Here is a 25,720-nt window from a genome sequence, read left to right as displayed (position 1 = left end):
GGCCGATGGTGGACGTGGTCAGCACGGCGTCCTCCTGTCTGGTCAGCGGCCGATGAAGGTAGGGGTGCGCTTTTCCGCGAACGCCCGACGCCCTTCGGCGGCGTCCTGCGTCCCCATGCAGATTGCCTGCATCTCGCGCTCGTACTGGATCGCGGCCTCGAGCCCCATGCTGCGCGCAGCAGTGAGGTTGGCCTTGGCGGACTGTGCCGCGATCGGGGGACGGGCGGCAATCGAGTGGGCCAGGGTCAGCGCAGCCTCGGAGAGCTCGCTCGGCTCGTGCAGCCGGCTGACCAGTCCCATCTGCAGGGCATCGGTCGCGCCAACTGGCTCGCCGGTGAGTAGCAGGAGCGCGGCGTTGGTCGCCGACACATTGGCTGACAGCAACGCTGAGACTCCGCCTCCGCCGATCCAGCCCAGCTTGATCTCGGCCGCGGCGAAAGAGGCCGTGGTGCTGGCCAGGCGGATGTCGCACGAGAGGGCCAGTTCGAGGCCGCCGCCGTAGGCGTAGCCGTTCACCGCCGCGATGACCGGCAGCCGAAGCGCGCGGATGGCATCACAGTAGTCGCGCCGGTTGCGGAAGTGCCACGGATCCGCATAGCCGTCCACCTCTCCGATGTCGCTACCGACGCAGAAGGACCGTTCCCCTTGCCCGGTAAGGACCAGGACGCGCACGTCGTCGCGATCGTCCAACGCGGCCACCAGTTGCAACAGTTGGGTGCTCATCGCCGTCGTGACGGCGTTGAGCTTCTCCGGCCGCTGCAGGGTGATGACCCCGACTCCGTCGGTGACGTCCAACCCGATGTGTTCGCTCACGTTTCTCCTACGGTCGTCGGGGCGCTCACCGGCTGCTCGCTCACGAGCGCGGCATAGCGCTTGTTGAACTGCTCTGCGACGGCGGTTGCTCGCCGATCACCGTCCAGGAACTCCCGGACCCACGACGAGCCCACGTCTTGCAGCCGGACCCAGCCGTCCTGCCGAGGGCGGATCCAGGCGGTCTCGACCGACTGGCGGGTCGCGGAGTAGTAGCCGCCCCACTGCTGATCGACGCGTTGGCTGTCCCAGGCCGCGCGGTGGGCAGGTTGACCGGATGCGTCCGGCACGAGGCCTGACTGGACGTCCGCAGTCAGGAACGTCCTGGCCCACTCCCGCACCGCCGCCAGGTCGGTGTCCCGCTGGGCTGAGAGAGCCAGGCCGGTGCCGCCGAGAACGCTGCCGGGATGGCGGCCTGTGAATGCGGGCGCGTCGGCCCAAACCAACGGCCGGCTGTCCGGGGCTGGGCGGGCGTAGGAGGCGTAGCCGTAGGTCAGGGGGCAGTAGTCCACGCGGCCGGCCGAGATTGCCTCGTGCACCGAGATCGGGTCTCCAACGGAAACCTCTCGGTCGCATCGCTTCCAAAGCCGTCGGAGGAGATCCAGGGCGGCCTCGGCCCGCAGCGGGTCCAGTAGACACTGGGAACCGGGTCGCCGGTCGGCGGCCATCGCGAGGAGGGTGAGTAGCGCGTGCGGGCCGCCGAGACACAAGGCGGTGGGGACCACGCTGGTCAGGGCCGGGACGTCGCGCCATGTGCCGGGCACCGAGATCCGGATGTCCGCTGCAGCGACCGAGACCTGGGTCGCCGCGTCGATCGGCAGCGCCCACTGGGCACCCTGCAGGTGGTAGCTGTCCCAAGTCCGTCCCACGCTGGCGTCGGCCCAGGCATCCAGCTCGGCTGCTGTCATGACGACGTTCCACGGCAGCAGCGATCCGGTGGCCACTGCGTGTCCAAGCCCTGGGTGGTCCACGACCAGGAGGTCGTAGTCGGGAGCGAGGGTCTCGAGCGGTCGAGCCTCGAAGTCGGCGAGAGGTTGTCGGTCCCACGTCACCGCCGGGGCGGTGCTGAGCCGCTCGAAGGTCTCCAGCGGCAGGTATGCACGCGGGTGGTCCCAGGTCAGACCGCGTAGCGGCGGGTTCATGTCCGGACAACCCCGCCGCCGCAGAGAGCCTCCACCTCAGCGGTCGAGAGGCCGAGACCGGCGAGCACCTCGGTGGTGTGCTCGCCAGCGAGCGGTGCCGGACGGCTGACCGACGCGGGTGTGCCGTGCATCCGGAAGGCGAAGCCAGGGGTAGTGACAGTGCCCTCAGTGGGGTGCTCGTAGGTGATGAAGGACCCGTTGTGCCGAACCTGCGGATCCTCGACCAGCTGGTCATAGGAGTACACGGGCCCCACCCAGACGCCGCGTGAGCCAAGATCCTGCAACCACTCGGCGGTGGTGCGCCTGCGCAGACCGCGCGCGACGCATGCCGAGATCTCGTCGCGGTGGGTGAACCCGTCCCGCTCGGCGTCCCAAGCCTTCAGCTCGGGCTCGTCCAGGGCTTCGGCGAGCACGTCGAGGTCGGCGAACGCCAGGGCGAGATAGTCGTCCGCGGTGTTGTAGATCCCGTAAGGCGCGCGAATGTAGCTGTGGGCGTGCACCTGGGTGCTGCGACTCTGGGGGACTCCGCCGACCGTGCGCACGGCGAGCTCCTGCATCTGCATGGCGATAAGGGCGTCAAGCATGTTGACTTCGACCAGCTGTCCCTCCCCGGTGCGCTCGCGATGCAACAGCGCGGCTAGCGCGCCCTCGAAGGCGGAGTAGGCGGCTATGGCGTCCGCCAGGAAGTAGGGCGCGGCCTGCGGCGGTGCATCTGGCGACCCGGTGCTGTAGAGCGCCCCACCCATTGCCTGCAGGAGGAGGTCTTGGCCGGGTCGGGAGACGTAGGGGCCGGACTCGCCGTATCCGGACATCGAGACATAGACGATGTCGGGCCGAATCGCCCTGACGCTGGCATAGTCGACGCCGAGGCGCTCGGCCACGCCGGGGCGGTAGTTCTGCACCACCACGTCCGAGGTGGCGACGAGCTGTGCGAGCAGCTTCTTTCCTTCCTCGCTCTTGAGGTTCACCGCGAGGCTGCGCTTGTTGCGGTTAAGGGAGAGAAAGGAGGCGTTGACCTCGTTACCGGTCGCGCCACCGGCGCTGACGTGGCGCTGCCACTCGCCACTGACGGGTTCGATCTTGATGACGTCCGCCCCGAGGTCGCCGAGTCGCATCGTGGCCAGCGGTCCGGCCATGGCGATCGAGAGGTCGAGGACGCGGTAGTCGGCGAGGACGGTCATGGCGGCTCCTGGTCGGTCGGTGCGGTGTCACTTGGTGGCCGCGCGGCGCTCGCGGCGGATGTCGTGGTGGGCGTTGGTCACGACTTGGCGCATCAGGTCAGCAGCCGCGTCACCGTCCCGGGCGAGGATCGCCTCCAGCACAGCCTTGTGGGCGGGCAGCGATCGGCGGTTGCGGCGCACGTTGCGGGTGTGCACTTGGCGCGCGGCAGCCAGGGCCACCTCGAGCACCGCATGGAGATGCACGAGCAGCTGATTGCCGCCGGCTTCGATCACCGCCCGGTGGAAGGCCAGGTCGTGCAGGATGAACTCGTCCGAGTCGTGCACGGTCTCTTCCATCCGGTGGTAGCTCTCGCGGATGGCGCGCGCGGCGGAACGCTTCCTGGCCCGAGCCGCCATGCGCGCTGCCTCTGGTTCGATGACCACTCTCATCTGGGCCAGGTGATCCAGGTGCAGGCTGCTCGGCTCGTCCTCGTAGCGCCAGGCCAGCACGTCCGGGTCGAGCAGGTTCCATGCAGACTCGGGCTGGACGATTGTGCCCACCTTGCGCCGAGAGAGCACCAGCCCCTTGGCCACCAGCACCTTCGTTGCCTCTCGAACGGCCGAGCGGCTGGAACCGAAACTGCGGACCAGCTGCTCCTCGGTGGGAAGGGACCCCCCAGCAGGAAGCCGTCCCGTCACGATCTCGCGACCGAGTTGGTGCACCAGCCGGCCGTGGAGGCCCTCGCTGTGGTACGGCGCCGCGCGGTCGCGGGGTTCCATGCGCTTCCTCCTCGGTCGGTCACGAGCAGCCTAGACATCAGCCAAGCCCCCTGACAAGATTCATCAGACAAAAAGCGGAAATAGTCTGATGAAAGTCTTGCTGACGTGCGCCCCCGCGCATAGCCTCAGCGCGTCGCACCACTCGTCACAGAGGAGGAGCAGGAGATGGATCGGTTCGCAGGGCAGGTAGCAGTGATCACGGGAGGCGGGTCCGGGATCGGCAGGGCGACCGCGGCGCGGCTGAGCCAGGAGGGCGCCCGGGTGGTGCTGCTTGACCGGGACGAGGCGGCCCTGGAGTCGGCCGTGGATGAGCTCGGCCGCAGCGTCCAGGGGCGGGCCGTCGACGTCGCGGACGCGGCAGGCATCGAGGCAGCTGTCCACGAGGTCGTCCAGGCGCACGGTCGGATCGATGTGGTGGTCACCGCGGCCGGCGTCGATCGCTGCGACACCGTCCCGAATACCTCTCTGCAGGAGTGGCGCACGATCATGGAGGTCGACCTGGACGGCGTCTTCTACATCTGCCGGGCGGCGATCCCGTTCTTCGAGCGCCAGGGCGCAGGGGCCATCGTGACGATCTCCTCGGCGATCGGCACGGTCGGCGAGCGGAACCGCTCGGCCTACTGCGCGGCCAAGTCCGGGGTGGAGAACCTCACCCGTGCGATGGCGCTGGACCACGGCGCGGCCGGCGTCCGGGCCAACTGCGTGGCCCCTGGGCTCATCGATACGCCGCTGATCCGCGGCGGGAAGGTCGGCGGGGACGCCGATCCGGGCGCGATGCAGCGCATGGTCGAGGCGCACCACGCGATCCCGCGTATCGGCCAGCCCGAGGAGGTCGCGTCCGCGATCGCCTTCCTGGCCAGCAGCGACGCCTCGTTCGTGACTGGCGCCGTCCTTGCCGTCGACGCCGGGTGGACCGCAGCCTGAACCCGAACGAGGCAGGGTCGTCAGCGACCCTCCGCGGCCCCGGCTCAGTACTGCTGTGGCAGGTGCGTGGGGAGCCGACGACGCTGCCAGGCGTCGATGATGTGTCGCTGCATCGTCTGCTGGGCCATTGCGGCGTCCTGGGTTGCGATCGCGGTGAAGACAGCTTCGTGCTCTGCCAAGGTCACCCGGAAGTTGTCCGCCGGGTCGATACCGCGGTAGCGGCTGCTCTCCAGCGCCCGGTCGAACAGGGTCCGGGCGATGCTTTCGGCCAACCGGTTGCCCGAGGCGGACATCACCACCTCGTGGAAGTCGACGTCGGCGGCACGGAAGGTCGCCTCATCCTCCAGCGAGTCCCGCATCCGCTGCAGATGGCCTCGCAGCTGCCGTAGCTGAGCCTCGGAACGGCGTTCGGCGGTGCCGGCGGCCATCACCGACTCCAGCTGCGCGCGCACCACGCTCAGCTCATCCAGCACGCCGAAGGTGTCGTCATGCTTGATGAGGGACGTCAGCACCACCTGGTCGAGGACGTTCCAGGACCGAACCGGCGCCACCGAGGTGCCCCGGCCGCGCACGATGGTGACCAAGCCCTTCTCCTGGATCCTCTTCACCGACTCCCGGATGACGGTTCGGCTGACCCCGAACTGCGCGCTGAGCAAGCCCTCGGGCGGCAGGTGCTCACCGGGCTGCAGCTCCCCGGAGACGATCGCGTCGACCAGCGCTTCCACGACAGCAACGCCCAGCATGGGGGCGGGGTCACGCTTCTGGGCGAACGGCGACACCGTCACCCGATGTCCATCGCTCGACATTGCGGCAGTGTAAGCCGGTTGCGGGCGGCCCTGCTGTGGCCGCGGCGAAAAACGTTGACATACGACATCATACGTCCGATGATACCGGGACGAGGTCGCCGCAGACCAGGTGCAGGCGCCCTCCGGATCCACCGACACCCCAGGAGGGCTCATGTCCGCAGCACACCCGAGCGGGAAGGCTCGTCGCCCGCTGTCCCCCCGGCTGGTGGCTCTGGCCAGCTTCCCCCTGTTGATGACCGTAGCCGCATGCGGGGCTGCCTCGGACAACGGCGATGCGGGTTCGGCCGCCGAGGGCGGCGAGAACGGCAAGCTGGTCGTCTGGGACTGGAAGTCCGGCGACGCCGCGGCCCAGGCCTACTTCGAGACCGCCCGCGCCGACTTCGCGGAGAAGCACCCGGGCGTGGAGCTTGAGTTCGTCGCCCAGCCGTTCGACAACTACTACCAGCTGCTCGGCACTGCCATCGAGTCCGGCTCCGGCCCCGACGTGGTGCTCTTCAACGGCGGGGCCCAGATGCGTGAGCGCATCTCAGCGTTGGCCCCGCTGGACGACATGCTCGGAGACACCAAGGAGCGGCTCACCGGCTGGGAGGCCTTCCAGGCCGAGGGCACGACCTATGCCGTCCCGATCACCCTGCAAGGGCTGCCGTTCTACTACAACAAGGCTGTCTATGAGCAGGCCGGACTCGACCCGGAAGCGCCACCTGCCACCTACGAGGAGCTAGAGGCGGTGTGCACAGCGATCGCCGAGACCGGCCAGGACTGCTTCAGCCTCGGCAACAAGGAGGGCATCGGCATTGAGTTTCACCTCTCGACCTACGGTGCTGGAGTCTTCAGCGCAGAGCAGTACGACGCCTGGCTCGCCGGTGATCGGGACTGGACCTCGCCGGAGGTAAAGCAGCTCTTCCAGCTCTGGGTCGACCAGCACGAGGCGGGCTGGTACAACGACGGCGTCAACTCGACCGCCAAGTTCATGGACGAGTACACCAAGTTCCAGGGCGGTGACTCGGCTCATGTGATCGGTCTCATCTCTGACGTGGCGCACTGGAAGAGCTTTGATGAGTTCCTTGGTGAGGACCTCGGCGTCTTCAAGCCCCCGGTGGTGACGGACCAGGGTTCCTCGTTCCTGCCCGCCGAAGGCGGCATCGGTTATGCCGTGACCGAGTGGACGGCCGACCCCGAACTCGCCTACGACGCGGTCGAGAGCTTGTCGAGCACCGCGGCCCTCACCGACTTCTACGTGGAGGCAGGTGCGATCGCCTCCGACACCACGATCGACACCTCGGGTGCGGGCATCGCTACCGTCGGTGACATCGTCTCGTGGCTGCCGGAGTCCAAGCCCCTGCTGCACAGTGCCCTTTCCGCCGAGACGCTGGAGCTGATGCACCGCCTGTCCCAGCAGCTCATCGACGGCGGCGTCACCGTCGACGACGCGCTACAGCAGCTGGCGGCGACCGACCAGTGACCACATCGAGGACGTCTCCGCTCGACTCCCCGAGAGGGCGGGGCCTCACCCCCGCGACCGGTGAGTCGGGCGGGGACCCCCGCCGGGCGCGGCAGAGGCCAACCGACGCCCGTGCATCCGGTGGCCGCCGGCGGTCCCGGTGGACCGAGGACAAGTTCATGCCCGTCCTGCTGGTCGCCCCGGCCGTGCTCGTGGTCGTGGCCTTGCGCATCGTCCCCCTGGTGATGGGAGCCAACTACTCCCTCACCGGCGACGGCGCCGACAATGGTGCGTTCGTCGGTCTCGCCAACTACCGGACACTGCTCGACGACCCGGTATTCCGTACCGCCCTCAGGAACGTGGGTCTGCTGCTGGTGGCACTCCCCGTCGCGGTGTCAGTGCCCGGGATCTTGGCAACGTTCCTCTTCCTGCGGGTCCCGGGCCACCGGCTCTACCGCAGCGTCTATTTCTTCCCGGTCGTGCTGTCGCCGGTCATCATTGGCGCGATCTTCAACGTCGTGCTCTCCTTCGACGGTCCCGCCAACCAGCTGCTGGTGCGGCTCGGGATGCAACCAGTGGACTGGCTCGGCGACGGCTCGATCGCCATGCTTACCGTGATCGCTGTCCACATCTGGGCCACGTTCGGCATGGCGCTGGTCATCTTCATGGCCGGCTTCGCCACCGTTGACCAGTCACTGCTGGACGCCGCCCGGGTGGACGGGGCCAACCTGCCGCAGACGGTCTGGCACGTGATCATCCCCGAACTGAGCCAGACCATCCAGTTCGTCTTCGTCACCACGATGATCGGCATGCTCACCGGTATGTTCGGTCTGCTCTACATCATGACCGCCGGCGGACCGGGTGGCGCGACGTACCTGCCAGAGCTCTACATCTGGGTCCAGCAAGGGCAGATGAACCGTCCCGCGCTCGCCTCGGCCGCCTCGATGGTGCTCTTCGTGTTCATGCTCGTCGTGGGCTTCGCCCAGCTGCGCATCATCAAGCGCGCCACGAAGGAGGTCTGACCGATGCTCTCTCGCGGACCAGGCCGCTGGGCCATCGCGATCCCGATGGCGCTGCTCGCCCTCGCGACGCTCTACCCGCTGCTCTTCACGCTCAACGTCTCGCAGAAGACCCGCCGTGAGTACGTGCTGGACCGTCTCGGCCTGACCGACAGGCTGAGCCTCGACAACTTTGTCGCCGCCTGGCAGACCTCCGGCTTGAACACCTACGTGCTCAACTCGACGATCGTCACCGTCGGCGCGGTGGTGGCGCTGCTCGTGCTCGGATCCATGGCCGGCTTCGCGTTCAGCCAGCTTCGATTCCGCGGCAGCCGGGTGCTCCTGCTTTTGATCCTGAGCGCCCTCCTGATCCCCTTCCAAGTGATCATGGTGCCCTTCTTCCGCATTCTCGGAGGGATTGGGCTGCTGGACACCCATCTGGGGCTGATCCTCGCCTACACATCGCAGTTCTTGCCGTTCACGATCTTCCTGATGACCAGCTACTACAGCCGCATCCCGGGGGAGATCGTGGAGGCAGCGCGGGTGGACGGTTCCAGCACCCTGGGCATCTACCTGCGGCTGATGCTGCCACTCGGCCGACCGGCGCTGCTGTCGGTTGGCATCCTCAACGCACTCTTCTGCTGGAACGACGTGCTCATCGCGCTGCTGACGATGCAGTCGCAGGACAACCGAACGCTCATGGTGGGGGTCACGGCGCTGCGGGGACAGTACTCAGACAACATCCCGCTGTTCGCCAGCGGCGTCGTGATCGCCGCCCTGCCGGTACTGCTGCTCTACCTGTTCTTCCAGAAGCAGATCACCGACGGCGTGACCGCCGGGGCGACGAAGGGTTGAGCACATGCGCATCACGGGATACCGCACGCTGTCCACCGTCCACCGGTGGAACCGGCCGATCGGGGACGTCAACGGCTTCGTCGAGTCCGGAGTTACGGTCGTGCCGGTGGTGCTGGTCGAGACCGACGCGGGGCTCACCGGAGTGGGATTGGGCACCGACCGCGGCTTCGACGCGATCTTCCCCGCCCTCGAGGGCGAGGACCCCCGCGCCGCCACCGCGCTGTACGACCGCATGCTGTCCGCGGTGTTCAAGACCGGCCACTCCGGTGCGACCTTCGGGGCCATCGGCGCCCTGGACATGGCCCTGTGGGACATCAAGGCCAAGGCGGCCGACCTGCCGCTGTGGCGGCTGCTCGGCGCGCGCGACCGGGTGGTCCCCGGCTACGCCTCAGGTCTCGACGGCCCGCTGGACGACGAGCGGCTGCTTGAGGTGCAGCAACAGTTCTCCGACCGCGGGTTCCGCGCCGTGAAGCTCAAGGGTGGTCTGGACGTCCTCGGCGACATCCGTCGGCTAGCAGCGGTGCGGGACCTGTACGCAGACGCCGCCGGAGGCCGCGCACCAGCGCTCATGCTGGACGCCAACGAGTCCTGGTCGCGCAAGGAGGCGATCCGCCACATTCGGCGCGTGGAGGAACGCGTTCCCCTGGCATGGATCGAGGAGCCGGTGCGCCGCTGGGACGTCGAGGGGCACGCCCACATCGTCCGCTCTGTCGACGCCGCCGTCGCCACCGGAGAGAACCTCACCGGACTGGAGCAGTTCCGTCCACTCCTGCAGCACGGCGCCGTCGACGTCGTCCAGTCCGGCAGCGTCTGGGGCATCACCCATTTCCTACGGGTCGCCGCCCTCGCCCACGCCTTCGATCTCCCGGTCAGCCCCGTCGCCTACAACGCCAACCCGCTAGCCCACGCCGCCGCCGTCGTGCCCAACCACCTCGCTATCGAGGTCCAGGACCTTGGCTCCCCGGTGGGCATCACAGCTGACCAACAGTTCGAGGACGGCCAGGTGATCCTTGGTGAGGCCCCGGGTCTCGGCATCACCGTCGACGAGGACTCCATCGCCACCCTCGGGGCGAAGGGCGACTGGGGCCTCGAGCGTGGGCCGCACGTCCGACCCTCGCGGGCCGGGCGCAGGCTGATCGCCCCGGAGCGGCACAACTTCGCCCGCCGGGACGGCGGGTCAGGCAACGGCACGCCAACCCAGGACACGGCCGCCTCCGCCGGTGACGGCCGCGACGAGCGGTGACGGCAGCCTGGCGCGTGGACGCCCACCACCACGTCTGGGACCTGACGCGGCGACCCCTGCCCTGGACGGACGGGCTCGCCCCGTTGCAACGGTCCTTCTCGTTTGCCGAGCTGGAGCCACAGCTCGACCACGCCGGGGTCGCTGGGACCGTGGTCGTGCAGACCGTCGCTGATCGAGAAGAGACCTGCGAGCTCCTCGCGCTCGCCGCCGTGCAGCCCCGGGTGCTTGGCGTGGTGGGGTGGTTCGACCTGACGTCCACCGGAGTCGCCGATGACCTGGACGCGGCCCGGGACCGCCCGGGTGGCGACCGGCTGGTGGGGGTGCGCCACCAGTTACAGGTCGAGGCAGACCCGCGCTGGCTCGCCCGACCGACGGTACGCCAGGCCCTCGCCGTCCTCGGCGACCGCAGATTGGCCTACGACGTGGTCGTCTCGCCTGCGCAACTGTCCCGCGTGGTGACGGCGGTCGACGCGACCCCTGACACAACCTTCATACTCGACCACGCCGGCAAGCCCGACCTCCGGGGAGGACAGCTGGAGGACTGGCGTGCCGACCTCGCCGAGCTCGCCCGCCGCGACAACGTGGCAGTCAAGCTCTCCGGCCTGGTGACCGAGGCCGACTGGGATCAATGGTCGGTCGATGATCTGCGGCCAGCTGTGAATACCCTGCTCGAGTTGTTCGGGCCCGCCCGCACCATGTGGGGCTCTGACTGGCCAGTCAGCCTGCTTGCAGGCGTCGACTACGCGACGTGGACGGGAATCAGTAAGGAGCTGCTAGCAGGCCTGTCGACGCAGGAGTCCGCCGCCATCTGGGCCGGCACGGCGCGGCGGTTCTACCAGCTTCCTGGCAACGAGCGCGAATGAGACCCAACGCGACGGCCCGCGCCCAGACGGTTCGGGAGCCGAGCTCGGTGACGGTCCCCGGCGGCTGACGCCTGGTGGTGATGCGTGCCCCGGCTGGATGCGAACCGGCGGCACCCGCTTGAGGAGGCCGTGCCCACCTGTGCGGCTGGAGCGAACGTGCACGCCACGAGCGAGGAGCGGTGGACGGGCGTGGCCGGCCGGACCGGGGGCCTAAGCCTGGCGGATGTGCGGCCCGCTTCCCCTCATGCCGAACCGCGCTGGTGAGTGTTGGCTTGCAACCTGTACCTAGGTCCGGATTTACCGTGCTCGGCATGGAGACGTTGCTAAATACAGACGCCTGCACCATGCCGACCGCTGAGCGCCCGTTGCGACTGGCGGAGTTCGATGCCTTGTTCACCACGGCCGTCGGCAGTGTTGAGCGCCGCGGCGCCGACGTACGGATGCACCTCTTCGGCACGGGGGGCCTCCTCGCGCGGGTCCGCGACCTGACCGCCCGGGAGACCTCGTGTTGCTCGTTCTTCGCCTTCACCGTCGACGGCACAGACCACGACGTCACTCTTGACATTTCGGTCCCGCCCGCCCGTCAGGAGGTTTTGGACGCGTTGGCCGAGCGAGCGCAGGAGCTGTCGGCGTGAGCCTGCGGATCAATGACGTCGCACAGGCTGCTGGCGTCAACCGGGAGACCCTGCGGTACTACGAGCGCCGCGGGCTGATCGAGAAGCCGGACCGCAGTCCCGGTGGCCACCGACTTTACGACGAGCGAGCCGTGCGAACCCTGAAGATCATCAAGGCCGCACAACGGCTCGGGTTCACGCTCGAGGAGGTGGCCGAGCTGATCGAGGTCGGCCGCCGGCGAGGCCGGGACTCCGGGCTCCAGGCGCGCGCTCAGGAGAAGCTCCTCGAGGTCGAAGCCCGCATAGCGGATCTGGCGGTCATCCGAGACAACCTTCGCGCCGCGCTCGACGCCGGCTGCGACGACCTACACCGGTGCGCGAGCAGCGACTGCTGTCCCCTGCCGTTCGTCGAGATCACCACCAGCAAGACTGACGCGCGAGCTCGAAGATGAAGGACCCTCACGTCTTTAGCGTCGGAGCCGCCGCCCGTCCCGTCCGCTGCGCCGCACCGTCGAGCCTGTGACCTACGCCACGTCCATGCGGTGTCACAGGGCCCGGGCCGCTGACGTCTGATAGTCGACGCGCCCGTCCCGCACGGACCCGATCGGCAGCCCGGTCCGAGAAGCGGGATCGCCCATTCTGCAAGGAGACGAGCATCATGAACCTGGCCCTCTGGATTATCGCCGGTGTGCTTGCCGCCGCGTACCTGTTCGCCGGTCTCAGCAAGCTGACCCTGACGAAGGAGAAGCTGTCCGCCATCTCGAGCAGTGCCAAGTGGGTCGACGACTTCAGTGCCGGCACTGTCAAGGCCATCGGTGTCCTGGAAGTTCTGGGTGCTATGGGCCTCATTGTGCCTGCCGTGCTCGACATCGCCCCAGTCCTGGTACCGCTGGCAGCTCTGGGCCTGGCGATGATCATGGTCGGTGCCGTGACCACGCGGCTGCGACGTCAGGAGTTCAAGGTCATGGTGGCGGACCTGGTCTACCTCGCTCTCGCCGGCTTCGTCGCCTGGGGGCGTTTCGCGCTCGAGCCCTTCACCGGATGAGCGCGCCGGACAGGACCAGACCGCACTGGCCCAGGTCACCGCGGCCGACGTCGCAGGCGACGGCCTCGACTCTCGCACCGCGACGCACCATCGGAGCGATGGACATCAGGCAAACTCGTCGCTGCACCTCGCTTCTGCTGGACTTGAGGTTGCTGCCGCGGCGTCCGATGTGGATGGCCCAGTGTCGTCTCCGGTGAGACCGAGCGCGTGTCGGCTCCGACGCTGAGCTGGGCCCGGGCCTGGCTGGCTGGTGGCCAGACTGCTATGACCATCGCCGCTGCCGCATGAAGGTTCTGGCGCCGTCTCGGGCGAACAGTGACAGTCCTTGCCAGACTGCCACGACGTACATAGCAAGCTGGCGGGCGTCGGTCTCGGCCGGAAGGGTGCCCTTGTCGACGTCGGCTTGGATCTTCCTGGCCGTCGCCGTGGCGTGGCTTCTGCCCCATGTAACCCCTCGGTGTCGCCCTGCCCATGCCGGACCACCGGGGCGTTCAGCGACGATCATGCGTTGACGGTCGCGTCCGAGGCCGCAAGGACTCACGTGACCCGGCCAAGGCCCGGCCGGGAAAGCGCACTGACCAGCGGAAACGAAGTGTGCCCCCGGCTGGATTCGAACCAGCGACACCCGCTTTAGAAGGCCACGCCCAAACAGGCGGCTGATGTGAACGTGCATGTGATCGTGCTTGAGGCCGGTGCGCTCTTGCGGATGTCTGTAGGGCGCGGACCGTGGGCTCTCAAGTTGTCCTTCTGCGGTTGTGGTCCCGTGTCCATCAGGATGAGTGCAGAGGGCGGTGCTTGGTCAGGAACCGGATGGTCGTGTCGTAGGCGCGCTGGACGGCCTCCTCCATGGGCAGGCGGCGGAACTCGGTGGAGAGCATTTCCACGCCGTAGGGGCCCTGGTAGCCGGTGCGCTGAACGGCCTCGACGAACGCGGGCACGTCCAGGACTCCTTCGCCGGGGAACTCCCGGCCATTGAAGGTGTCCTCGATCAACGTGCCGGACACCTGTGCTCGGGCGTCGTCGAGCTCGACACCGAACAGGTACTGGCCGGGCAGCGAGGCGAGGGACTCGAAGTCCACACCCGCCCGCGCGACGTGCCAGATGTCGACGAACAGGCCGGCCGCCGGGTGGTCGGCCTTGCGCACGATCTCCAGGCCGAGCTCTGGCGTCCTGACGTCGGCGAACGGCATCGGCTCGATGCCGACCCTGGTCCCGGCGTCGCTGGCTTCGGCGGCGAGCCGGTGCAGCTCGGCCGCTACGCGCTCGACGTGCAACGGGCCGCCAGCGAAGTGGCCTCCGATCTTGATGTGTCGCGCACCCAGGGCCTCAGCCGCACGGAGCAGGTCGGCCCGTTGGGCATCGCTCGCCGCCCGCTCGGCGCCGTCGGCGTACCAGCCCTCCAGGAACTCCAACTCCAGGTGGCGGATCCCGTGGTCATCGAGCAGGCTCCGGAACCCGGGGAAGCCCAGAGAATCCTCGACGTGGAGTATGTCGCCGTGGCGGATGCCGAACCCGGTGAAGCCGGCCCGGGCGGCGGCGCGGACCCGGTCCTCGATCGGCAGCGGGCTGCGGTCGTCGCTGCCCATCGGGTCGCACGCGCCGGCTGTGGTCCAGCAGGCGGCGATCAGGTCGTACTCGGCCACAGTGGTCTCCTCGGTTTGGCAAATCAGGGAGTGAGTAACGCCGCGTGGGTTCGCGCTGGCGGCCTCCACAGGCACAGCGCAGCTAAAAGGACGACGAGGCCAACTCTCGTCGCAGTCTCTCAGGTTGCACCGTTGCTTCGGCTGTGTGGTCGCCTCACCTGCTGTATGCGGCGGGGGAGGCGGCACGCAGGCCAGTCGGAGTACGCCGGAGGGTGGCGCCGAGGCTGTGCGCGGTGGTCGCGGGATGGGCTGGGTGCCCGAGCCGGGCACCTCACAGACACCAGCGAGGCCACTGGATCATGCCTGCGGTTGCCGCATGGATGCCTCAGATGCCCGATGACCAGCAGGTTGGCGATCCACGTGCCGAGGTGCTCCAACTCGTGACACCCGCTATCCGGCCCGTTTGAAAAGCGGGTGTAATGGTTCCGGTCTCGTAGGGCATGTGACCTGCAAAAGGCATCTTCAAGGCAGTATCGGTTGCGCTTGCCCTTCCAGCCAAAGCGGGTCTCCGACCCCGACAGCCTGGCCATTGCAGGCCTGTGAGCTGCGAAAACGTGCCCCCGGCTGGATTCGAACCAGCGACACCCGCTTTAGGAGAGCGGTGCTCTATCCCCTGAGCTACGGGGGCGGCACATGGAGGCAGCCCTTGCCGAGACCCTCGATGGAACCTGGGGGCCAGCAAGCGCTGATCGTGATGCGTCGTGGGGAGCCTAACTCACCAGTACATGTTCGGCAGGACACTCGCGCGGAGCGCTCATCCGAGGTGCCCGTCCCTCACCGGAGCCGCGGCTCTGCCTCGCTCCTGTGGGCCGTGGCGTGGACACCGAGCGGCCCCGTAGGGCTCGAACGGGTGCTTCGGACATCTCGACGGGATGGTCGTGGCGGTCTTGTCGAGGGCGGGGGATGCGCCCGGGTAGGGGGTGTTTGGCCTCGGGCTTCATGACCCCAGCGGGATGAGACAGCTGCCCAGGTCGCCAGCCTTGTCGCCCGAGGTCACTTCTTGTCGGTTCCCGGTAGCCTGCCCGTAGTTCACGCCAGACTTGAGATTGCAGGGGACTATGGGAGCCAGCGGAACGGCAACGGCGCACTCGGACACGATGACCGTGGAGGAGGCAGAACGGCTCGCCGTCGTGAGCAACCTGGAGTTGCTGGATGGGCCGCCGAGCCCGCGCGTCGAGCGGGTGGCGCGGCTGGCCCAGCAGTTGTTGGGCTTGCCGCTGGTGTCGGTGAACATCTTGGATGCAGATCGCACGGTGAGTGTGGCGGGTCCGATGGAGGGACGCCAGATGCCCCGCGGGCAGACCTTCTGCCCGTACGTGCTGCGTAGCCCTGGCCTGCTGGTGGTTCCTGATGCTCGTGCCGATGACAGGTTCTGCGGCTTGGCCTCGGTGGTTGGTGATCCGCACTTGCGGTTCTACGCGGGGGCGCCGTTGACGGTGGACGGCCAGCGGGTGGGCACGTTGTGCGTGGTGGGCCAGGAGCCCGGTGACCTGGACGAGCGGCAGCGGCAGGCGCTGGTCGAGCTTGCGGGATGGGTCGAGGAGGAGTTGACGAGAGGGACGGAGCTGGCCCGGGCCGGAGAGGTGCAGCGTCGGCTGTTGCCGTCGCGGCCGCCGGAGGTGTCGGGTTTCTCCCTGGCGGGGCACTGCGTGCAGTCGCGTGGTGTCGGTGGCGACTTCTATGACTGGTATCTGGCACAGGGCCGGCTGCAGGTGGTGCTGGCCGACGTGATGGGCAAGGGGCTTGGAGCGGCGATCATCGCGGCGGGCGTGCGGGCCATGCTGCGCGGCGCGTCCCGGTATAACGAGCTGGGGGAGGCGGTCACCCGCGCCGCCCGCGCACTCGGGGAGGACCTGGAGGGGACCGGGACGTTCGTCACTGTCTTCGGGCTGCGGGTGGACTGCGAGACCGGGGAGGCTCAATACGTCGACGCCGGACACGGACTAGCGGTGGTGCTGCAAGGTGACGGTTCCTATCGGCGACTCTCGGGGTGGGACCCGCCACTGGGCGTGGTCCGTGACCACCGCTGGGAGGTGGCAAGCACGGTCCTGGAGCCGGGGGAGACGATGTTGGCGGTCAGTGACGGGCTGCTGGACTTCTTCGACAACCCCCGGGAGGCCGTCGCTGCGGCCGCGGAAGCGGCCGCTCAGTCCGAGACCGTGGCGGAGCTCGTGGCCACGATCGCCGACTTCGCGGCACAGCGCAGCCCGCTGGACGACGTCAGCGTGCTGGCCCTCAGGCGCGACCGGTGAGTCAGCGCCGGCTGCTGCTGGTGCGGCTGCTGGTCCTCCTCACGCTGGGCAGCGGACTGTGGTATCTGGGGTGGCGCTGGCTGTACTCGGTGAACTGGCCGAACTGGTGGATCGCGGTCCCGCTGGTGCTGGCCGAGACCTACGCCTTGGTCGACGCCTTCCTGTTCGGCACCACCATGTGGCGGTCCCGACGCAGACCGGACCCGCCCCCGGCCGAGGCCGACCAGAGTGTCGACGTGCTCATCACGACCTACAACGAGCCGGTCGAGATCGTCGCGGCGACGGCACGGGCGGCGTTGGCCATCCGGCACCCGCACACGACCTGGATCCTGGACGACGGGGACCGCCCGCAGCTGCGCCAGCTCGCCGACCAGCTCGGCGCGGGCTACCTCACCCGTGGTGAGGAGTGGACCGGCCGGCCGCGGCACGCCAAGGCCGGCAACCTCAACAACGCCCTGTTCGCCACCGACGGGGAGTTCCTGCTGGTGTTGGACGCCGACCAGATTCCCGACCCCGCCATCCTGGATCGCACGCTGGGCTACTTCACCGACTCAGCGGTCGCGCTGGTGCAAACCCCGCAGTGGTTCAGCAACGTCACCGACAGCGACCCGTTGGGCAGTCAGGCGCCGCTGTTCTACGGCCCGATCCAGGAGGGCAAGGACGGGTGGAACGCCGCGTTCTTCTGCGGCTCCAACGCCGTGCTGCGCCGGGAGGCGCTGATGCAGCTGGGCGTGGTCGGCTACGTCAGGCAGGTGCGCACGGCCGTGCGGGAAGCGCTGCGGGCGGCTGAGAAGGTGGTGGCCCGGGCCCGGCGGGACGCCGACCGCCACGGGCCCTCGGCCGTCACCGCGTTGGCCGAGGTCGCCGAGGTGGTCCGACAGGCGCAGCGGTCACTGGCGGCCGGGGAGGAAGTCGCTACGGTCACCTACCGCTTCCAGCGTGCAGTCACGGAGGCGGGACGACGGGTGGTGGGTGAGGACCTGGAGCGGATCCGGGCCGACCTGGTGGAGATCGGCGCTGTGGCGCACGAGGGGGCCCAGCCGTTGGCGGTCGATGAGGAGCTGGGGCTGCCGGTGGTCGACGAGGCCGCCCTGGAGCGGTTGTCCGACCAGGACTGGTCCCCGCTGGGTGCGTTGCAGTCGGTGAGCGCCCTGGTGCGGGCGGTGGACGTGGACCGCGCCGAGGAGGCCCAGCCGGTGCTGCCGCTGGCCACGATCTCGGTGACCGAGGACATGGCCACGTGCATGCGGCTGCACGCCCTGGGTTGGTCCTCGGTGTACCACCACGAGACCTTGGCCACCGGGCTGGCGCCAGAAGACCTGCGAACCATGCTGCAGCAGCGGTTGCGGTGGGCCCAGGGGACGATGCAGGTCTTCCTGCGGGAGAACCCGCTGGTGCAGGCCGGACTGTCGATGGGGCAACGGCTCATGTACTTCGCCACGATGTGGAGCTACCTGTCCGGGTTCGCCGCGGTGGTCTTCATCGCCGCACCGGTGGTGTACCTGCTGTTCGGCGTGCTGCCGGTCAACGCCTATGGCGCCGAGTTCGTCGCACGGTTCCTGCCCTACGTCGTCCTCAACCAGCTGCTGTTCCTAGCCGTCGGCTACGGGGTGAAGACGTGGCGGGGCCACCAGTACAGCTTGGCCCTGTTCCCGCTGTGGATCCGGGCGTGTGCCACCGCGTTCGCCAACGTGGCCTTCGGTCGGCCGCTGGGGTTCGTGGTGACGCCCAAGACCCGCCAGCCGGGAGGCTCATTCCCGTGGCGGCTGGTCCTGCCGCAACTGGTGGCCACGGTGCTGCTGGTGGTCGCGGCGGTCGTAGCGGCGGTACGGCTGTGGCTGGGAACCGCGGACAGCGTGGTCGGGACCTGGGTCAACCTGGCCTGGGTGTGCTACGACCTCGTGGTGTTGAGTGTCATCTACCAGGCGGCCGCCTACCGGCCCGCCGACAAGGACGTGACCGAGGAGATGCGGACCTGATGGAGATCGAACGCACCGCCCACGGCAGCGCCACAGTGCTGCGCTGCCAGGGCCGGTTGACGATGACCTCGGCCTCGCGGTTGCGGGAGGCGGTCGACCAGGCGGTCCAGGACGGCCGGCACCGGCTGGTGGCAGACCTGGCAGAGACCGAGTTCGTGGACTCCTCGGGCCTTGGTGCCCTGGTGTCCGGGCTCAAACGTGCCCGGCAGTGCGGGGGAGACCTGCGGATCGCCGCGCCGGTCGAGCAGGTGCGCACCGTGCTCAGCCTGACCAACCTGGACCGCGTGTTGAGGCCCTACCCCACGGTCGAGGACGCCACCCGTGACTGGTGAGCGGACCCTGTCCGGGCTGGCCCGGCCCGAGGCGTTGGAGGACCTGCACCACTTCGTCGTCGGCCTCAGGCGCGAGCACCCATCCGTGGGCAGCCAGACGCTTACGCGGGTCGAGACCGCGCTGACCGAGCTGCTCGGCAACGTGGTCGAGCACGGCCAGCCACCGTTGGAGGTGCGGTACGCACTAGCGGTAACGGTGACCGACTCAGCCGTCGAGGCGGTGCTGACCGACGACTCCCGGATGGCGGCCCCCTCAGCAGCCGGGGAGATGCCCGAGGTGTGGGCCGAGAGCGGACGCGGCCTGCCGCTGGCCGAGGCCCTGGCCGACGAGCTGGTTCACGAGCCGACCGCCGACGGCAACTGTTGGCGGATGGTCGTCGGGCGTGCCGGGACCGCCGGCTGAGGCAGTGATGAGGATGTGCGCGGCGCAGGCCCCGGCGTAGGTCGCGAACGTGATGCGGCCCGTGGGCCGCGATATGCAACGACCTCATCTGGCTGCAGTTCCTCGACATGTGTGTGCCGCCACCTTGATGGTGGTCGGCTTCGTCGTCCCGGGGGCGACGACCCACGGCTGCCGGCCGACCTCCGTGGCGACCCAGTCGGCCTTGAGAGCCACCATGGCCAGCGGTCCGGCGGCGGCTGCGAACCAGAGGGCGCCGGACGCGCACGCTCAGCGAGGGCCTCACCGGCCGTGCCGCGCCGCTGCTCGCCCTCTCGGCGCCGGCCGGTTCAGCCCGGTCCGGGGGTGCCATAGTGAGCAGGTGGATCCGCACGAACCGGTGACAGCGGCCGCCGCAGCACCGTCGGCGCCGGTCGCTGTCGACCGGCTGCAGGCCCGCACCGTGCGCACCCTCATGGCCAGCCAGGTGCTCGGCGGCATCGGGGTCGCCTCCGGCATCGCGGTAGCGGCCATCGTCGCCGCCGAGGTGAGCGGCCGCGACGGCCTCTCGGGTCTGGCCAACACCACCCAGGTCCTCGGCGCCGCGCTGATCACCATCCCGGTCGCCGCCCTCATGGCCGCGCGGGGCCGTCGGGCCGGGCTGGTGCTGGCCTATGCGCTGGGCGCCCTCGGCGCGGTCCTCGCGATCCTGGCCATGGGCGTCAGCTCGTTCGCGCTGCTGCTGCTGGGGACGGCCCTGTTCGGCGCCGCGACCACCGCCAACAACCAGGCCCGCTACGCCGCCGCCGACCTGGCGGCCAGCCACCGCAAGGGTCGTGACCTCAGCCTGGTGGTGTGGGCGACCACAGTCGGCTCCGTCGTCGGCCCCAACCTCATCGGCCCAGGGAAGGTCGTCGCGGGGTGGCTCGGGCTGCCCCCGCTCGCCGGTTCCTGGGTGTTCGCGGGAGCGGGGTTCCTGCTGGCGCTGGCGTGGCTGTCGTTGCGGATGCGGCCCGACCCGCTGCTGACCGCCAGAGAGCTGGCGGCCCGGCCCGCGGGCGACCTGGCCGGGGCGGCCGACCCCCTCGCCGGGCCAGCCGCTACCCCGGCGCCGTCGCGGGGGTCGGTGCGGTCCGGGCTGCGGGCGCTCCGCTCCTCGCCGGCCGCGCTGCTCGGCGCGGTCGCCATGACCGGCGGCCACGTCGTGATGGTGGCCGTGATGGTGATGACCCCGGTGCACATGCGCCACGGCCACGCGGAGGTCGAGGTGATCGGCTTCGTCATCTCGCTGCACATCCTCGGGATGTTCGGGCTCGCCCCGGTCTCCGGGTACCTCACCGACCGGTGGGGCGCCCGCGCCGTGGTGCTGCTCGGTGTCGGGCTGCAGCTGCTCGCGTGCCTGCTCGCCGGGCTCTCCCCCGCGGGGTGGTCGGTCGGGCTCGCGGCCGGGCTCATGCTGCTGGGCCTCGGGTGGTCGGCGACCATGGTCGCCGGGTCCAGCCTGGTCTCGGCGGCCCTCCCGCTGTCGTCGCGGGCCGCGGGCCAGGGAGCTGCTGATCTGGTCATGGGGCTGAGCGCAGCGGCGGCGGGAGCGCTCGCCGGCGTGGTCCTCGCCACCCTCGGGTACGCCCTGCTGTGCCTGCTGTCCGCGGTCGCCGCACTCGCGCTCGGTGCCTACGCGCTCGGCCGTCCCGCGCTGGTTAGCCTGAGCAGGTGACACCGCCAGCACCGGACGCCCGCCGTCGGCAGACCGTCGCCAACGCCGTGCCCCGCTGGCGGGAGCAGGCCGCCGACGTGGGCGGCCGCAACTCCCTCCTCTGGTTCCGGGAGCTGCCGAGCGGCACCTTCGACCTGACCACCGCCCACCCCGGTGGCGTCGCCAAGCTGCTCGCCGGGCGGGTCACGCTGCTCTCGGAGCTGGTGCGCGAACGGGTGGCCCTCGCGGAGGCCAAGCGCCGCGTCGCTGCCATCCGCACCAAGACCGTCGAGCTCGAGCGCGAGCACGGCGTCACCACCTGCTTCATCGCCGTCGGGATCGCCTCCTGGCAGCTCCGACGGGCCCCGGTGCCGCCGCGCGCGCCGGTCCTCTTGCGCGAGTGCACCGTGCGGCCCACCGACGGCTCGCACCGGGACCTCACGCTGCAGCTGCACGACGACGTCGTGCTCAACCCCGTGCTCGCGCACTACCTGCGCGGCGAGGCCGAGCTGGAGGTCGACGATGCCGCGCTCGCCGCGCTCAGCCGTGCCGGAGAGGGCTTCGACCCGCGGCCCACCTACCGCGCCGTCGAGGAGCTGTGCGGGGACCGGCTGCCGGAGTTCCGCATCGGGCCGCAGATGATGGTGAGCACCTTCCCCTGGTTCAAGCTGCCGTTCGTCGGTGAGCTGGCGGGGGAGGTCGCCGGCTGGGGTGACAACCCGCTGCTGGTCGCCCTGGCCGAGGGGGAGCAGAGTCAGCTGGACGGCGACTCCGCCCCGCACCAGGCTGCCGCCGACACCGAGGAGCCCGCGGCCGGCGCGGCTCCCGCCCGTGAGCTGGACCTGCCGCTGGACCTGGACCGCCACCAGCAGCAGGTCGTCACCGCCCTGCGTCACGGCCGCTCGGTGGTGCTCGACGCGCCGCCGGGGACAGGCCGCACCCAGACCGTCGCCGCGGCCGTCGCCGATGCCCTCGCCGACGGCCGCAGCGTGCTCGTGGCCGCTGAGCACCGGCCCGCGCTGAGCGACCTGCGGGCCAGGCTGGACACGCTGGGGCTGGCCGACGCCGTCCTGGCGCTGGGCGAGACGCCCGCGGCGAGCCGGTCGGTGCTGCGCGAGCTGCTGGCAGCGGCCGAGCAGGAGGATGTGGCCGAGCCCCCCCGACCGGACCGGATTGCACGCGCCGAGGCCGAGGCCGAGCGGACCGACTGCCTGGCCCGGCTCGCCGAGCACGACGCGGCGATGCACCGGAACCGGGCCCCGTTCGCAGCGAGCCTGGCGACCGCGGAGGCCGAGCTCACCCGGCTGGCGCGGCGCCGGCCGCCCCCGGTCTCCCACGTCCGGCTGACCGGTGCCGCGCTGGAGCAACTGGCCGGCAGCGGTCGCGGGCAGGTGACCGAGGCCCTCGTCGAGGCGGCCGCCACCGGAGCCTGGGAGCGTGGCCGCAGCGAGGACCCCTGGTACGGGGCGAGGTTGACCACCCCCGAGGAGGCCGAGCGGGCCGGCCAGGTGGTCGGGCGGATGGTGGCCGGGGAGCTCACCGAGGCGCGGGAGGCGGTTGACGCTGCCTGCCGGGCCGTGGGCCTGCCAGCGCCGGTCAGCCTGGCCCAGTGGCAGCAACGCCTGGAGCTGCTCGGCCGGGTCGCCGAGACCGTGGACACCTTCCGGCCGGAGATCTACGAGGCTCCGCTCGACGAGCTCGTGGCGGCGCTGTCCAGGGAGGAGGCCAGGGCCCAGCAGCTGGAGCGGCCCTCGGCGATGGCTCGGGCGCGCGCTCGCCGGCAGCTGCGGCAGCTGCTCCGGCCCGGCTCCCCACCCACCGACCTCGTCGAGCGGGTCCGGGCGGCCCGGGCCGAACGGGAGGACTGGGAAGGGTTGGCCGGCCGCGCCGCCCGCCCGGCCGTCCCCGAGGAGTGGGAGCGGGCCGAGGAGCTGCACCAGCCCGTGGCCCGGGACCTGGCCTGGCTGGCCGACGTGCTGGCCGGCACTCCCAGCGGGCGGGAGCTGCAGACCACGCACCTGGACCTGCTGCTGGAGCGGCTGCTGCGGCTGGACGCTCGCGTCGACCGGCTGCCCGCGGCCGCCGGCGCGGGAGCACTGTTGCACCCGCTGCGCGACACCGGCCTCGGGGCGCTCGTGGACGACCTCGCCCGTCGCGGCATCCCGGCCGAGCAGGTGCCGGCCGAGGTGGACTTCGTCTACTGGGCCTCACTGCTGGACCGGTTCCGCGCCGAGGACGGCCGGGAGCACGACGGGGCGGCGCTGCGCGGGGCCGAGGTGACCTACCGGGCCCGGGACCGGCAGCTGCGGGAGCTGGCGGGGGAGGAGCTGCGCGCCCGGGTGGCCCGCACCCGCGCCGAGGCACTCGCCGGCCCCACCGCTGCCGCCCAGCGTCGCCGCTGGCACGAGCTCGACCGCGCCGTGGCCCCGCCCACCACCCGGGAGATCGTCCACGCCGGCGCCGGACTGGCCCGTGGCATTCGGCCGGTCTGGCTCAGCAGTCCCCTCGCCGTGCCGAGCGTGCTGCCCGAGGGGGAGCTCGTCGACCTGGTGGTGCTCGAGGCGGCAGGCAGCACGCCCGCCGCTCACGTCGCGCCGGTGCTGGCCCGCGCCCGGCAGCTGCTGGTGGTCGGCGACTCCCAGGCCGTGCCGGCCCACACCTTCAGCACCGTCGTCGACGAGCGCGCCGAGCACGGGGAAGGCACCGCCCCGGGCGCGACGCCCCTCGAGGCGCTGGGCCGGCAGCTGCCGGTGCACCGGCTCGGGACCCGCTACCGGGTGCTCGACCAGCGCCTGGTGCGGCCCTGGGAGGAGGCGGTGCGCCGCTACCCGGTCAGCTCCGTGCCCAGCGTGCTCCGCACGCCGCGGGTGGTCCACCGGGTAGCGGCCGGGGTGGAAGAGGTGGTCAGCGGCACCGTCGACGCCGTCATCGAGCACGCCCGGGGCATGCCGTGGCAGTCGCTGGCGGTGCTCTCGCCGGACCCCGCGATGGTCGAGGACCTCAGCCGGGCGCTGCGCGCGCGGATCGAGATGCTAAGTCTGGGACGCTCCTTCCGCGAGGACGCCGCCGAGGCACTGCTGGTGTCCAGCACTGCCCACCTGGCCGGGGAGGCCCGCGACCGGGTGCTGCTCGCGCTCGCCCCGGTCGAGCCGGTGGACCCTCGGGAGATCGCGGCCGCGGTGGAGACCGCCCGCCGGCAGCTGAGCATCGTCAGCGACCGGGAGGTCGAGCAGTGGCCCGCCGACGCCGGTCTCGACCTGCTGGCCCGCGCGCTCGGGCAACAGGAGCCGGTCGTCACCGGCTCCTCCTGCCCGCTGCTGTCGGACCTGGCGACCCGGTTGCGGCTGGAGGGACTAACCGTCCACGAGGGGTGGGGTGAGGGCCCGCGACGCGTGGAGCTGGCCGTCGAGGACCCGGACACCCCCGGGCGGCCGGTCGTCGCGGTGCTCTCCGACGCCGCTCCGGCCGATCTCAGCCGGGACGGAATCCGGCTGCACCCCGAGCAGCTGCGGTCCCGCGGCTGGACCCCGGTCCGACTCTGGTGCACCGACCTGTTCTCCGACCCGGCCCGCGAGGTGGCCCGGGTGGTGCAGCACGTGCGCGAGGCGGCGCAGGCCCGGGGCCGGAGGTGAGCCCGGCCGAGAGCCGGGGGCCCGGGCACACCCGGCGCCGACCGCGGCGCTCGAGCCGTGCTGCCGGGCCGCCGGGCGCGCAGGGCTCCGGTCGCCGAGGTCCCCACGTCGAGGACGCGGCCGCCGGCCGGGCGGGCCCCGACGTCCCCGAGCAGACGCGGGACGACACCGACCACGGCTGGGGCGAGGCGAGCGAGCCGGCCCGGGACGGGCACGAGGACTGGCTGCGACGACAGCGGCCGCCGCACTGGGAGTAGCGGCCGGCTCGACCGGCCCGTCAGGGTCAGGAGGCGCCCGTGCCCTCCCGGCGAGCCAGCAGGTCGCGGATCTCGGTGAGCAGGGCAATGTCCTCACCGACCGGCTCCGGCTCCGCCTCCTGCCCGCGGGCGCGGCGCTCGTTGAGCTTGTTCATCGGCAGCACGATGAGGAAGTAGACCACCGCGGCGGTGATGACGAAGACGGTGACCGCGTTGATGATCGCCGCCAGGTCGACGAAGGTGTTCTCCTGCCCCGCGATGATCTCGACCCCGAGACGGCCGATCTGGGCACCGCCGGCGGCGTTGAGGATCGGGGTGAGGAGGCTGGTGACCACCACGTCGACCACCGCAGCGAACGCCGAGCCGATGACCACCGCGACGGCGAGGTCGATCACGTTGCCGCGCATGATGAAGTCCTTGAACCCCTGGAGCATGAGCGCTGTCCTTCCGAGCGGGGAACCGGGCAGCGCGATCGTAGCGGCGGCGGGAGCCGGCGTGCCGTCGTCAGCCGTCGTCGGGGCCGATGAGCACCAGCGTCGTCCCGGCACCGCCGACCGGGTCGGTCCCGCTGGCCGCGACCGCGGCAGCCTCCGCGGGGGAGGCGCCCACCAGCACACCCGGCACGCCGCCCAGGTCGGGGTCACGCAGCACGGCCAGTACGCGGGCGCCGGCGGCCAGCCGGCTGCCGTCGGCCGTGGCCACGAGGTCGACCCGCGTGCCCGGAGCGAGCACGCTGGCCATCGACGGGTCCGGCAGCGGCACGAATACCCCCGCCGACCCGGACGGCACGGGCGCCGACGTCTTCCGGCCCACCGCCGTGGTCACCACCGAGGGCGTGCCCTGGGTCTTCTTCGGGCGCCGTGACGCCG

General features: G+C 70.6%; 24 protein-coding genes, 1 tRNA gene and 1 pseudogene. 16 read left to right on the top strand and 10 right to left on the bottom strand.

Going from position 1 to position 25,720, the window contains the following annotated elements; genetic code table 11:
- Window positions 1–42: 42 nt before the first annotated feature.
- The 4 genes from GFJ45_RS04165 to GFJ45_RS04150 are packed head-to-tail and all read right to left on the bottom strand — an operon-like array spanning window position 43 to window position 3,892.
- Window positions 43–813: an enoyl-CoA hydratase/isomerase family protein gene (locus GFJ45_RS04165; RefSeq protein WP_153394459.1), complete on the bottom strand. Its 771-nt coding sequence runs from the start codon at window positions 811–813 to the stop codon at window positions 43–45.
- Complete coding sequence (locus tag GFJ45_RS04160) at window positions 810–1,952, bottom strand: carbohydrate ABC transporter substrate-binding protein (protein ID WP_153394457.1); 1,143 nt, start codon at window positions 1,950–1,952, stop codon at window positions 810–812. Before GFJ45_RS04160 ends, GFJ45_RS04165 begins: the two co-directional genes overlap by 4 nt.
- A complete protein-coding gene (locus GFJ45_RS04155) occupies window positions 1,949–3,133 on the bottom strand; it encodes a CaiB/BaiF CoA transferase family protein (RefSeq protein ID WP_153394455.1) in 1,185 nt (394 codons plus the stop codon). Before GFJ45_RS04155 ends, GFJ45_RS04160 begins: the two co-directional genes overlap by 4 nt.
- 27 nt (window positions 3,134–3,160) lie before the next feature.
- Window positions 3,161–3,892, bottom strand: coding sequence for a FadR/GntR family transcriptional regulator (locus GFJ45_RS04150; protein WP_153394453.1), 732 nt, complete (start codon window positions 3,890–3,892; stop codon window positions 3,161–3,163).
- Window positions 3,893–4,057: 165 nt separating this feature from the next.
- On the opposite strand from GFJ45_RS04150, the gene GFJ45_RS04145 reads away from it, so the two are divergent.
- Window positions 4,058–4,816 (top strand): SDR family NAD(P)-dependent oxidoreductase, encoded by a 759-nt coding sequence (locus tag GFJ45_RS04145; RefSeq protein WP_153394451.1) that lies wholly within the window; start codon window positions 4,058–4,060, stop codon window positions 4,814–4,816.
- 44 nt (window positions 4,817–4,860) lie between these two features.
- On the opposite strand, the gene GFJ45_RS04140 is transcribed toward GFJ45_RS04145, so the two are convergent.
- Window positions 4,861–5,622: a FadR/GntR family transcriptional regulator gene (locus tag GFJ45_RS04140; protein WP_153394449.1), complete on the bottom strand. Its 762-nt coding sequence runs from the start codon at window positions 5,620–5,622 to the stop codon at window positions 4,861–4,863.
- 151 nt (window positions 5,623–5,773) lie between these two features.
- Between GFJ45_RS04140 and GFJ45_RS04135 the strand changes: the two genes are divergently transcribed.
- The 8 genes from GFJ45_RS04135 to GFJ45_RS04100 all read left to right on the top strand — a co-directional run bounded on the left by GFJ45_RS04135 (window position 5,774) and on the right by GFJ45_RS04100 (window position 12,681).
- Window positions 5,774–7,084: an ABC transporter substrate-binding protein gene (locus tag GFJ45_RS04135; protein WP_228386464.1), complete on the top strand. Its 1,311-nt coding sequence runs from the start codon at window positions 5,774–5,776 to the stop codon at window positions 7,082–7,084.
- Window positions 7,085–7,242: 158 nt separating this feature from the next.
- A complete protein-coding gene (locus GFJ45_RS04130; RefSeq protein WP_153394447.1) occupies window positions 7,243–8,085 on the top strand; it encodes a carbohydrate ABC transporter permease in 843 nt (280 codons plus the stop codon).
- A gap of 3 nt (window positions 8,086–8,088) precedes the next feature.
- Entirely contained in the window at window positions 8,089–8,916 is an 828-nt protein-coding gene (locus tag GFJ45_RS04125) for a carbohydrate ABC transporter permease (protein WP_153394445.1), read from the top strand.
- A gap of 4 nt (window positions 8,917–8,920) precedes the next feature.
- The gene (locus GFJ45_RS04120; RefSeq protein ID WP_153394443.1) at window positions 8,921–10,159 is read left to right on the top strand and encodes a mandelate racemase/muconate lactonizing enzyme family protein; all 1,239 of its coding nucleotides are present in this window, start codon (window positions 8,921–8,923) and stop codon (window positions 10,157–10,159) included.
- Window positions 10,160–10,173: 14 nt separating this feature from the next.
- Window positions 10,174–11,022, top strand: coding sequence for an amidohydrolase family protein (locus tag GFJ45_RS04115; RefSeq protein WP_228386462.1), 849 nt, complete (start codon window positions 10,174–10,176; stop codon window positions 11,020–11,022).
- Window positions 11,023–11,324: 302 nt separating this feature from the next.
- Window positions 11,325–11,657 carry a hypothetical protein gene (locus GFJ45_RS04110; protein ID WP_228386460.1) on the top strand — a complete coding sequence of 111 codons (333 nt, stop codon included), beginning with the start codon at window positions 11,325–11,327 and terminating at the stop codon, window positions 11,655–11,657.
- Window positions 11,654–12,088: a MerR family transcriptional regulator gene (locus tag GFJ45_RS04105; RefSeq protein ID WP_153394439.1), complete on the top strand. Its 435-nt coding sequence runs from the start codon at window positions 11,654–11,656 to the stop codon at window positions 12,086–12,088. The genes GFJ45_RS04110 and GFJ45_RS04105 overlap by 4 nt, the downstream gene beginning before the upstream one ends.
- Before the next feature lie 206 nt (window positions 12,089–12,294).
- Window positions 12,295–12,681: a DoxX family protein gene (locus GFJ45_RS04100; protein WP_153394437.1), complete on the top strand. Its 387-nt coding sequence runs from the start codon at window positions 12,295–12,297 to the stop codon at window positions 12,679–12,681.
- 770 nt (window positions 12,682–13,451) lie between these two features.
- Here GFJ45_RS04100 and GFJ45_RS04095 read toward each other — a convergent pair.
- Complete coding sequence (locus GFJ45_RS04095; RefSeq protein WP_153394435.1) at window positions 13,452–14,324, bottom strand: sugar phosphate isomerase/epimerase family protein; 873 nt, start codon at window positions 14,322–14,324, stop codon at window positions 13,452–13,454.
- A gap of 555 nt (window positions 14,325–14,879) precedes the next feature.
- A tRNA-Arg gene (locus tag GFJ45_RS04090) sits at window positions 14,880–14,952 on the bottom strand.
- 469 nt (window positions 14,953–15,421) lie between these two features.
- Here GFJ45_RS04090 and GFJ45_RS04085 point away from each other — a divergent pair.
- From GFJ45_RS04085 to GFJ45_RS04070, 4 genes are read left to right on the top strand one after another with little or no spacing between them, the layout of a single operon-like run.
- Window positions 15,422–16,576, top strand: a complete 1,155-nt coding sequence (locus tag GFJ45_RS04085) for a PP2C family protein-serine/threonine phosphatase (protein ID WP_194288509.1) — start codon at window positions 15,422–15,424, stop codon at window positions 16,574–16,576.
- A complete protein-coding gene (locus tag GFJ45_RS04080) occupies window positions 16,573–18,555 on the top strand; it encodes a glycosyltransferase (protein WP_153394431.1) in 1,983 nt (660 codons plus the stop codon). Before GFJ45_RS04085 ends, GFJ45_RS04080 begins: the two co-directional genes overlap by 4 nt.
- Entirely contained in the window at window positions 18,555–18,887 is a 333-nt protein-coding gene (locus tag GFJ45_RS04075; protein ID WP_153394428.1) for an STAS domain-containing protein, read from the top strand. The genes GFJ45_RS04080 and GFJ45_RS04075 overlap by 1 nt, the downstream gene beginning before the upstream one ends.
- Entirely contained in the window at window positions 18,877–19,290 is a 414-nt protein-coding gene (locus GFJ45_RS04070; protein WP_153394426.1) for an ATP-binding protein, read from the top strand. The genes GFJ45_RS04075 and GFJ45_RS04070 overlap by 11 nt, the downstream gene beginning before the upstream one ends.
- 84 nt (window positions 19,291–19,374) lie before the next feature.
- Here the strand turns inward: GFJ45_RS04070 and GFJ45_RS04065 are convergent.
- Window positions 19,375–19,530 (bottom strand): annotated as a pseudogene (locus tag GFJ45_RS04065) (cytochrome ubiquinol oxidase subunit I); the annotation flags it as partial.
- Between the two features lie 118 nt (window positions 19,531–19,648).
- On the opposite strand from GFJ45_RS04065, the gene GFJ45_RS04060 reads away from it, so the two are divergent.
- From GFJ45_RS04060 to GFJ45_RS04050, 3 genes are read left to right on the top strand one after another with little or no spacing between them, the layout of a single operon-like run.
- Complete coding sequence (locus GFJ45_RS04060; RefSeq protein WP_228386458.1) at window positions 19,649–20,983, top strand: MFS transporter; 1,335 nt, start codon at window positions 19,649–19,651, stop codon at window positions 20,981–20,983.
- Window positions 20,980–24,594 (top strand): DUF4011 domain-containing protein, encoded by a 3,615-nt coding sequence (locus GFJ45_RS04055; RefSeq protein ID WP_153394424.1) that lies wholly within the window; start codon window positions 20,980–20,982, stop codon window positions 24,592–24,594. Before GFJ45_RS04060 ends, GFJ45_RS04055 begins: the two co-directional genes overlap by 4 nt.
- A complete protein-coding gene (locus GFJ45_RS04050) occupies window positions 24,591–24,851 on the top strand; it encodes a hypothetical protein (protein WP_153394422.1) in 261 nt (86 codons plus the stop codon). The genes GFJ45_RS04055 and GFJ45_RS04050 overlap by 4 nt, the downstream gene beginning before the upstream one ends.
- Window positions 24,852–24,877: 26 nt before the next feature.
- On the opposite strand, the gene mscL is transcribed toward GFJ45_RS04050, so the two are convergent.
- A complete protein-coding gene (mscL, locus tag GFJ45_RS04045) occupies window positions 24,878–25,285 on the bottom strand; it encodes a large conductance mechanosensitive channel protein MscL (protein ID WP_153394420.1) in 408 nt (135 codons plus the stop codon).
- 70 nt (window positions 25,286–25,355) lie between these two features.
- The gene (locus tag GFJ45_RS04040; RefSeq protein ID WP_194288508.1) at window positions 25,356–25,553 is read right to left on the bottom strand and encodes a hypothetical protein; all 198 of its coding nucleotides are present in this window, start codon (window positions 25,551–25,553) and stop codon (window positions 25,356–25,358) included.
- Window positions 25,554–25,720 lie beyond the last annotated feature (167 nt).

Source organism: Ornithinicoccus halotolerans, assembly GCF_009602535.1.
In the GTDB taxonomy this organism is placed as follows: domain Bacteria; phylum Actinomycetota; class Actinomycetes; order Actinomycetales; family Dermatophilaceae; genus Ornithinicoccus; species Ornithinicoccus halotolerans.
The sequence above is the reverse complement of the archived record's forward strand: the minus strand, read 5'-3'. Positions and strand labels throughout refer to the sequence as shown.

Bases quoted from the DNA above. Each gene is read 5' to 3' on its own strand.
- GFJ45_RS04160 (WP_153394457.1), bottom strand. From the start codon at position 1,952: ATGAACCCGCCGCTACGCGGTCTGACCTGGGACCACCCGCGTGCATAC.
- GFJ45_RS04155 (WP_153394455.1), bottom strand. From the start codon at position 3,133: ATGACCGTCCTCGCCGACTACCGCGTCCTCGACCTCTCGATCGCCATG.
- GFJ45_RS04150 (WP_153394453.1), bottom strand. From the start codon at position 3,892: ATGGAACCCCGCGACCGCGCGGCGCCGTACCACAGCGAGGGCCTCCAC.
- GFJ45_RS04145 (WP_153394451.1), top strand. From the start codon at position 4,058: ATGGATCGGTTCGCAGGGCAGGTAGCAGTGATCACGGGAGGCGGGTCC.
- GFJ45_RS04140 (WP_153394449.1), bottom strand. From the start codon at position 5,622: ATGTCGAGCGATGGACATCGGGTGACGGTGTCGCCGTTCGCCCAGAAG.
- GFJ45_RS04135 (WP_228386464.1), top strand. From the start codon at position 5,774: ATGTCCGCAGCACACCCGAGCGGGAAGGCTCGTCGCCCGCTGTCCCCC.
- GFJ45_RS04130 (WP_153394447.1), top strand. From the start codon at position 7,243: ATGCCCGTCCTGCTGGTCGCCCCGGCCGTGCTCGTGGTCGTGGCCTTG.
- GFJ45_RS04125 (WP_153394445.1), top strand. From the start codon at position 8,089: ATGCTCTCTCGCGGACCAGGCCGCTGGGCCATCGCGATCCCGATGGCG.
- GFJ45_RS04120 (WP_153394443.1), top strand. From the start codon at position 8,921: ATGCGCATCACGGGATACCGCACGCTGTCCACCGTCCACCGGTGGAAC.
- GFJ45_RS04100 (WP_153394437.1), top strand. From the start codon at position 12,295: ATGAACCTGGCCCTCTGGATTATCGCCGGTGTGCTTGCCGCCGCGTAC.
- GFJ45_RS04085 (WP_194288509.1), top strand. From the start codon at position 15,422: ATGACCGTGGAGGAGGCAGAACGGCTCGCCGTCGTGAGCAACCTGGAG.
- GFJ45_RS04075 (WP_153394428.1), top strand. From the start codon at position 18,555: ATGGAGATCGAACGCACCGCCCACGGCAGCGCCACAGTGCTGCGCTGC.
- mscL (WP_153394420.1), bottom strand. From the start codon at position 25,285: ATGCTCCAGGGGTTCAAGGACTTCATCATGCGCGGCAACGTGATCGAC.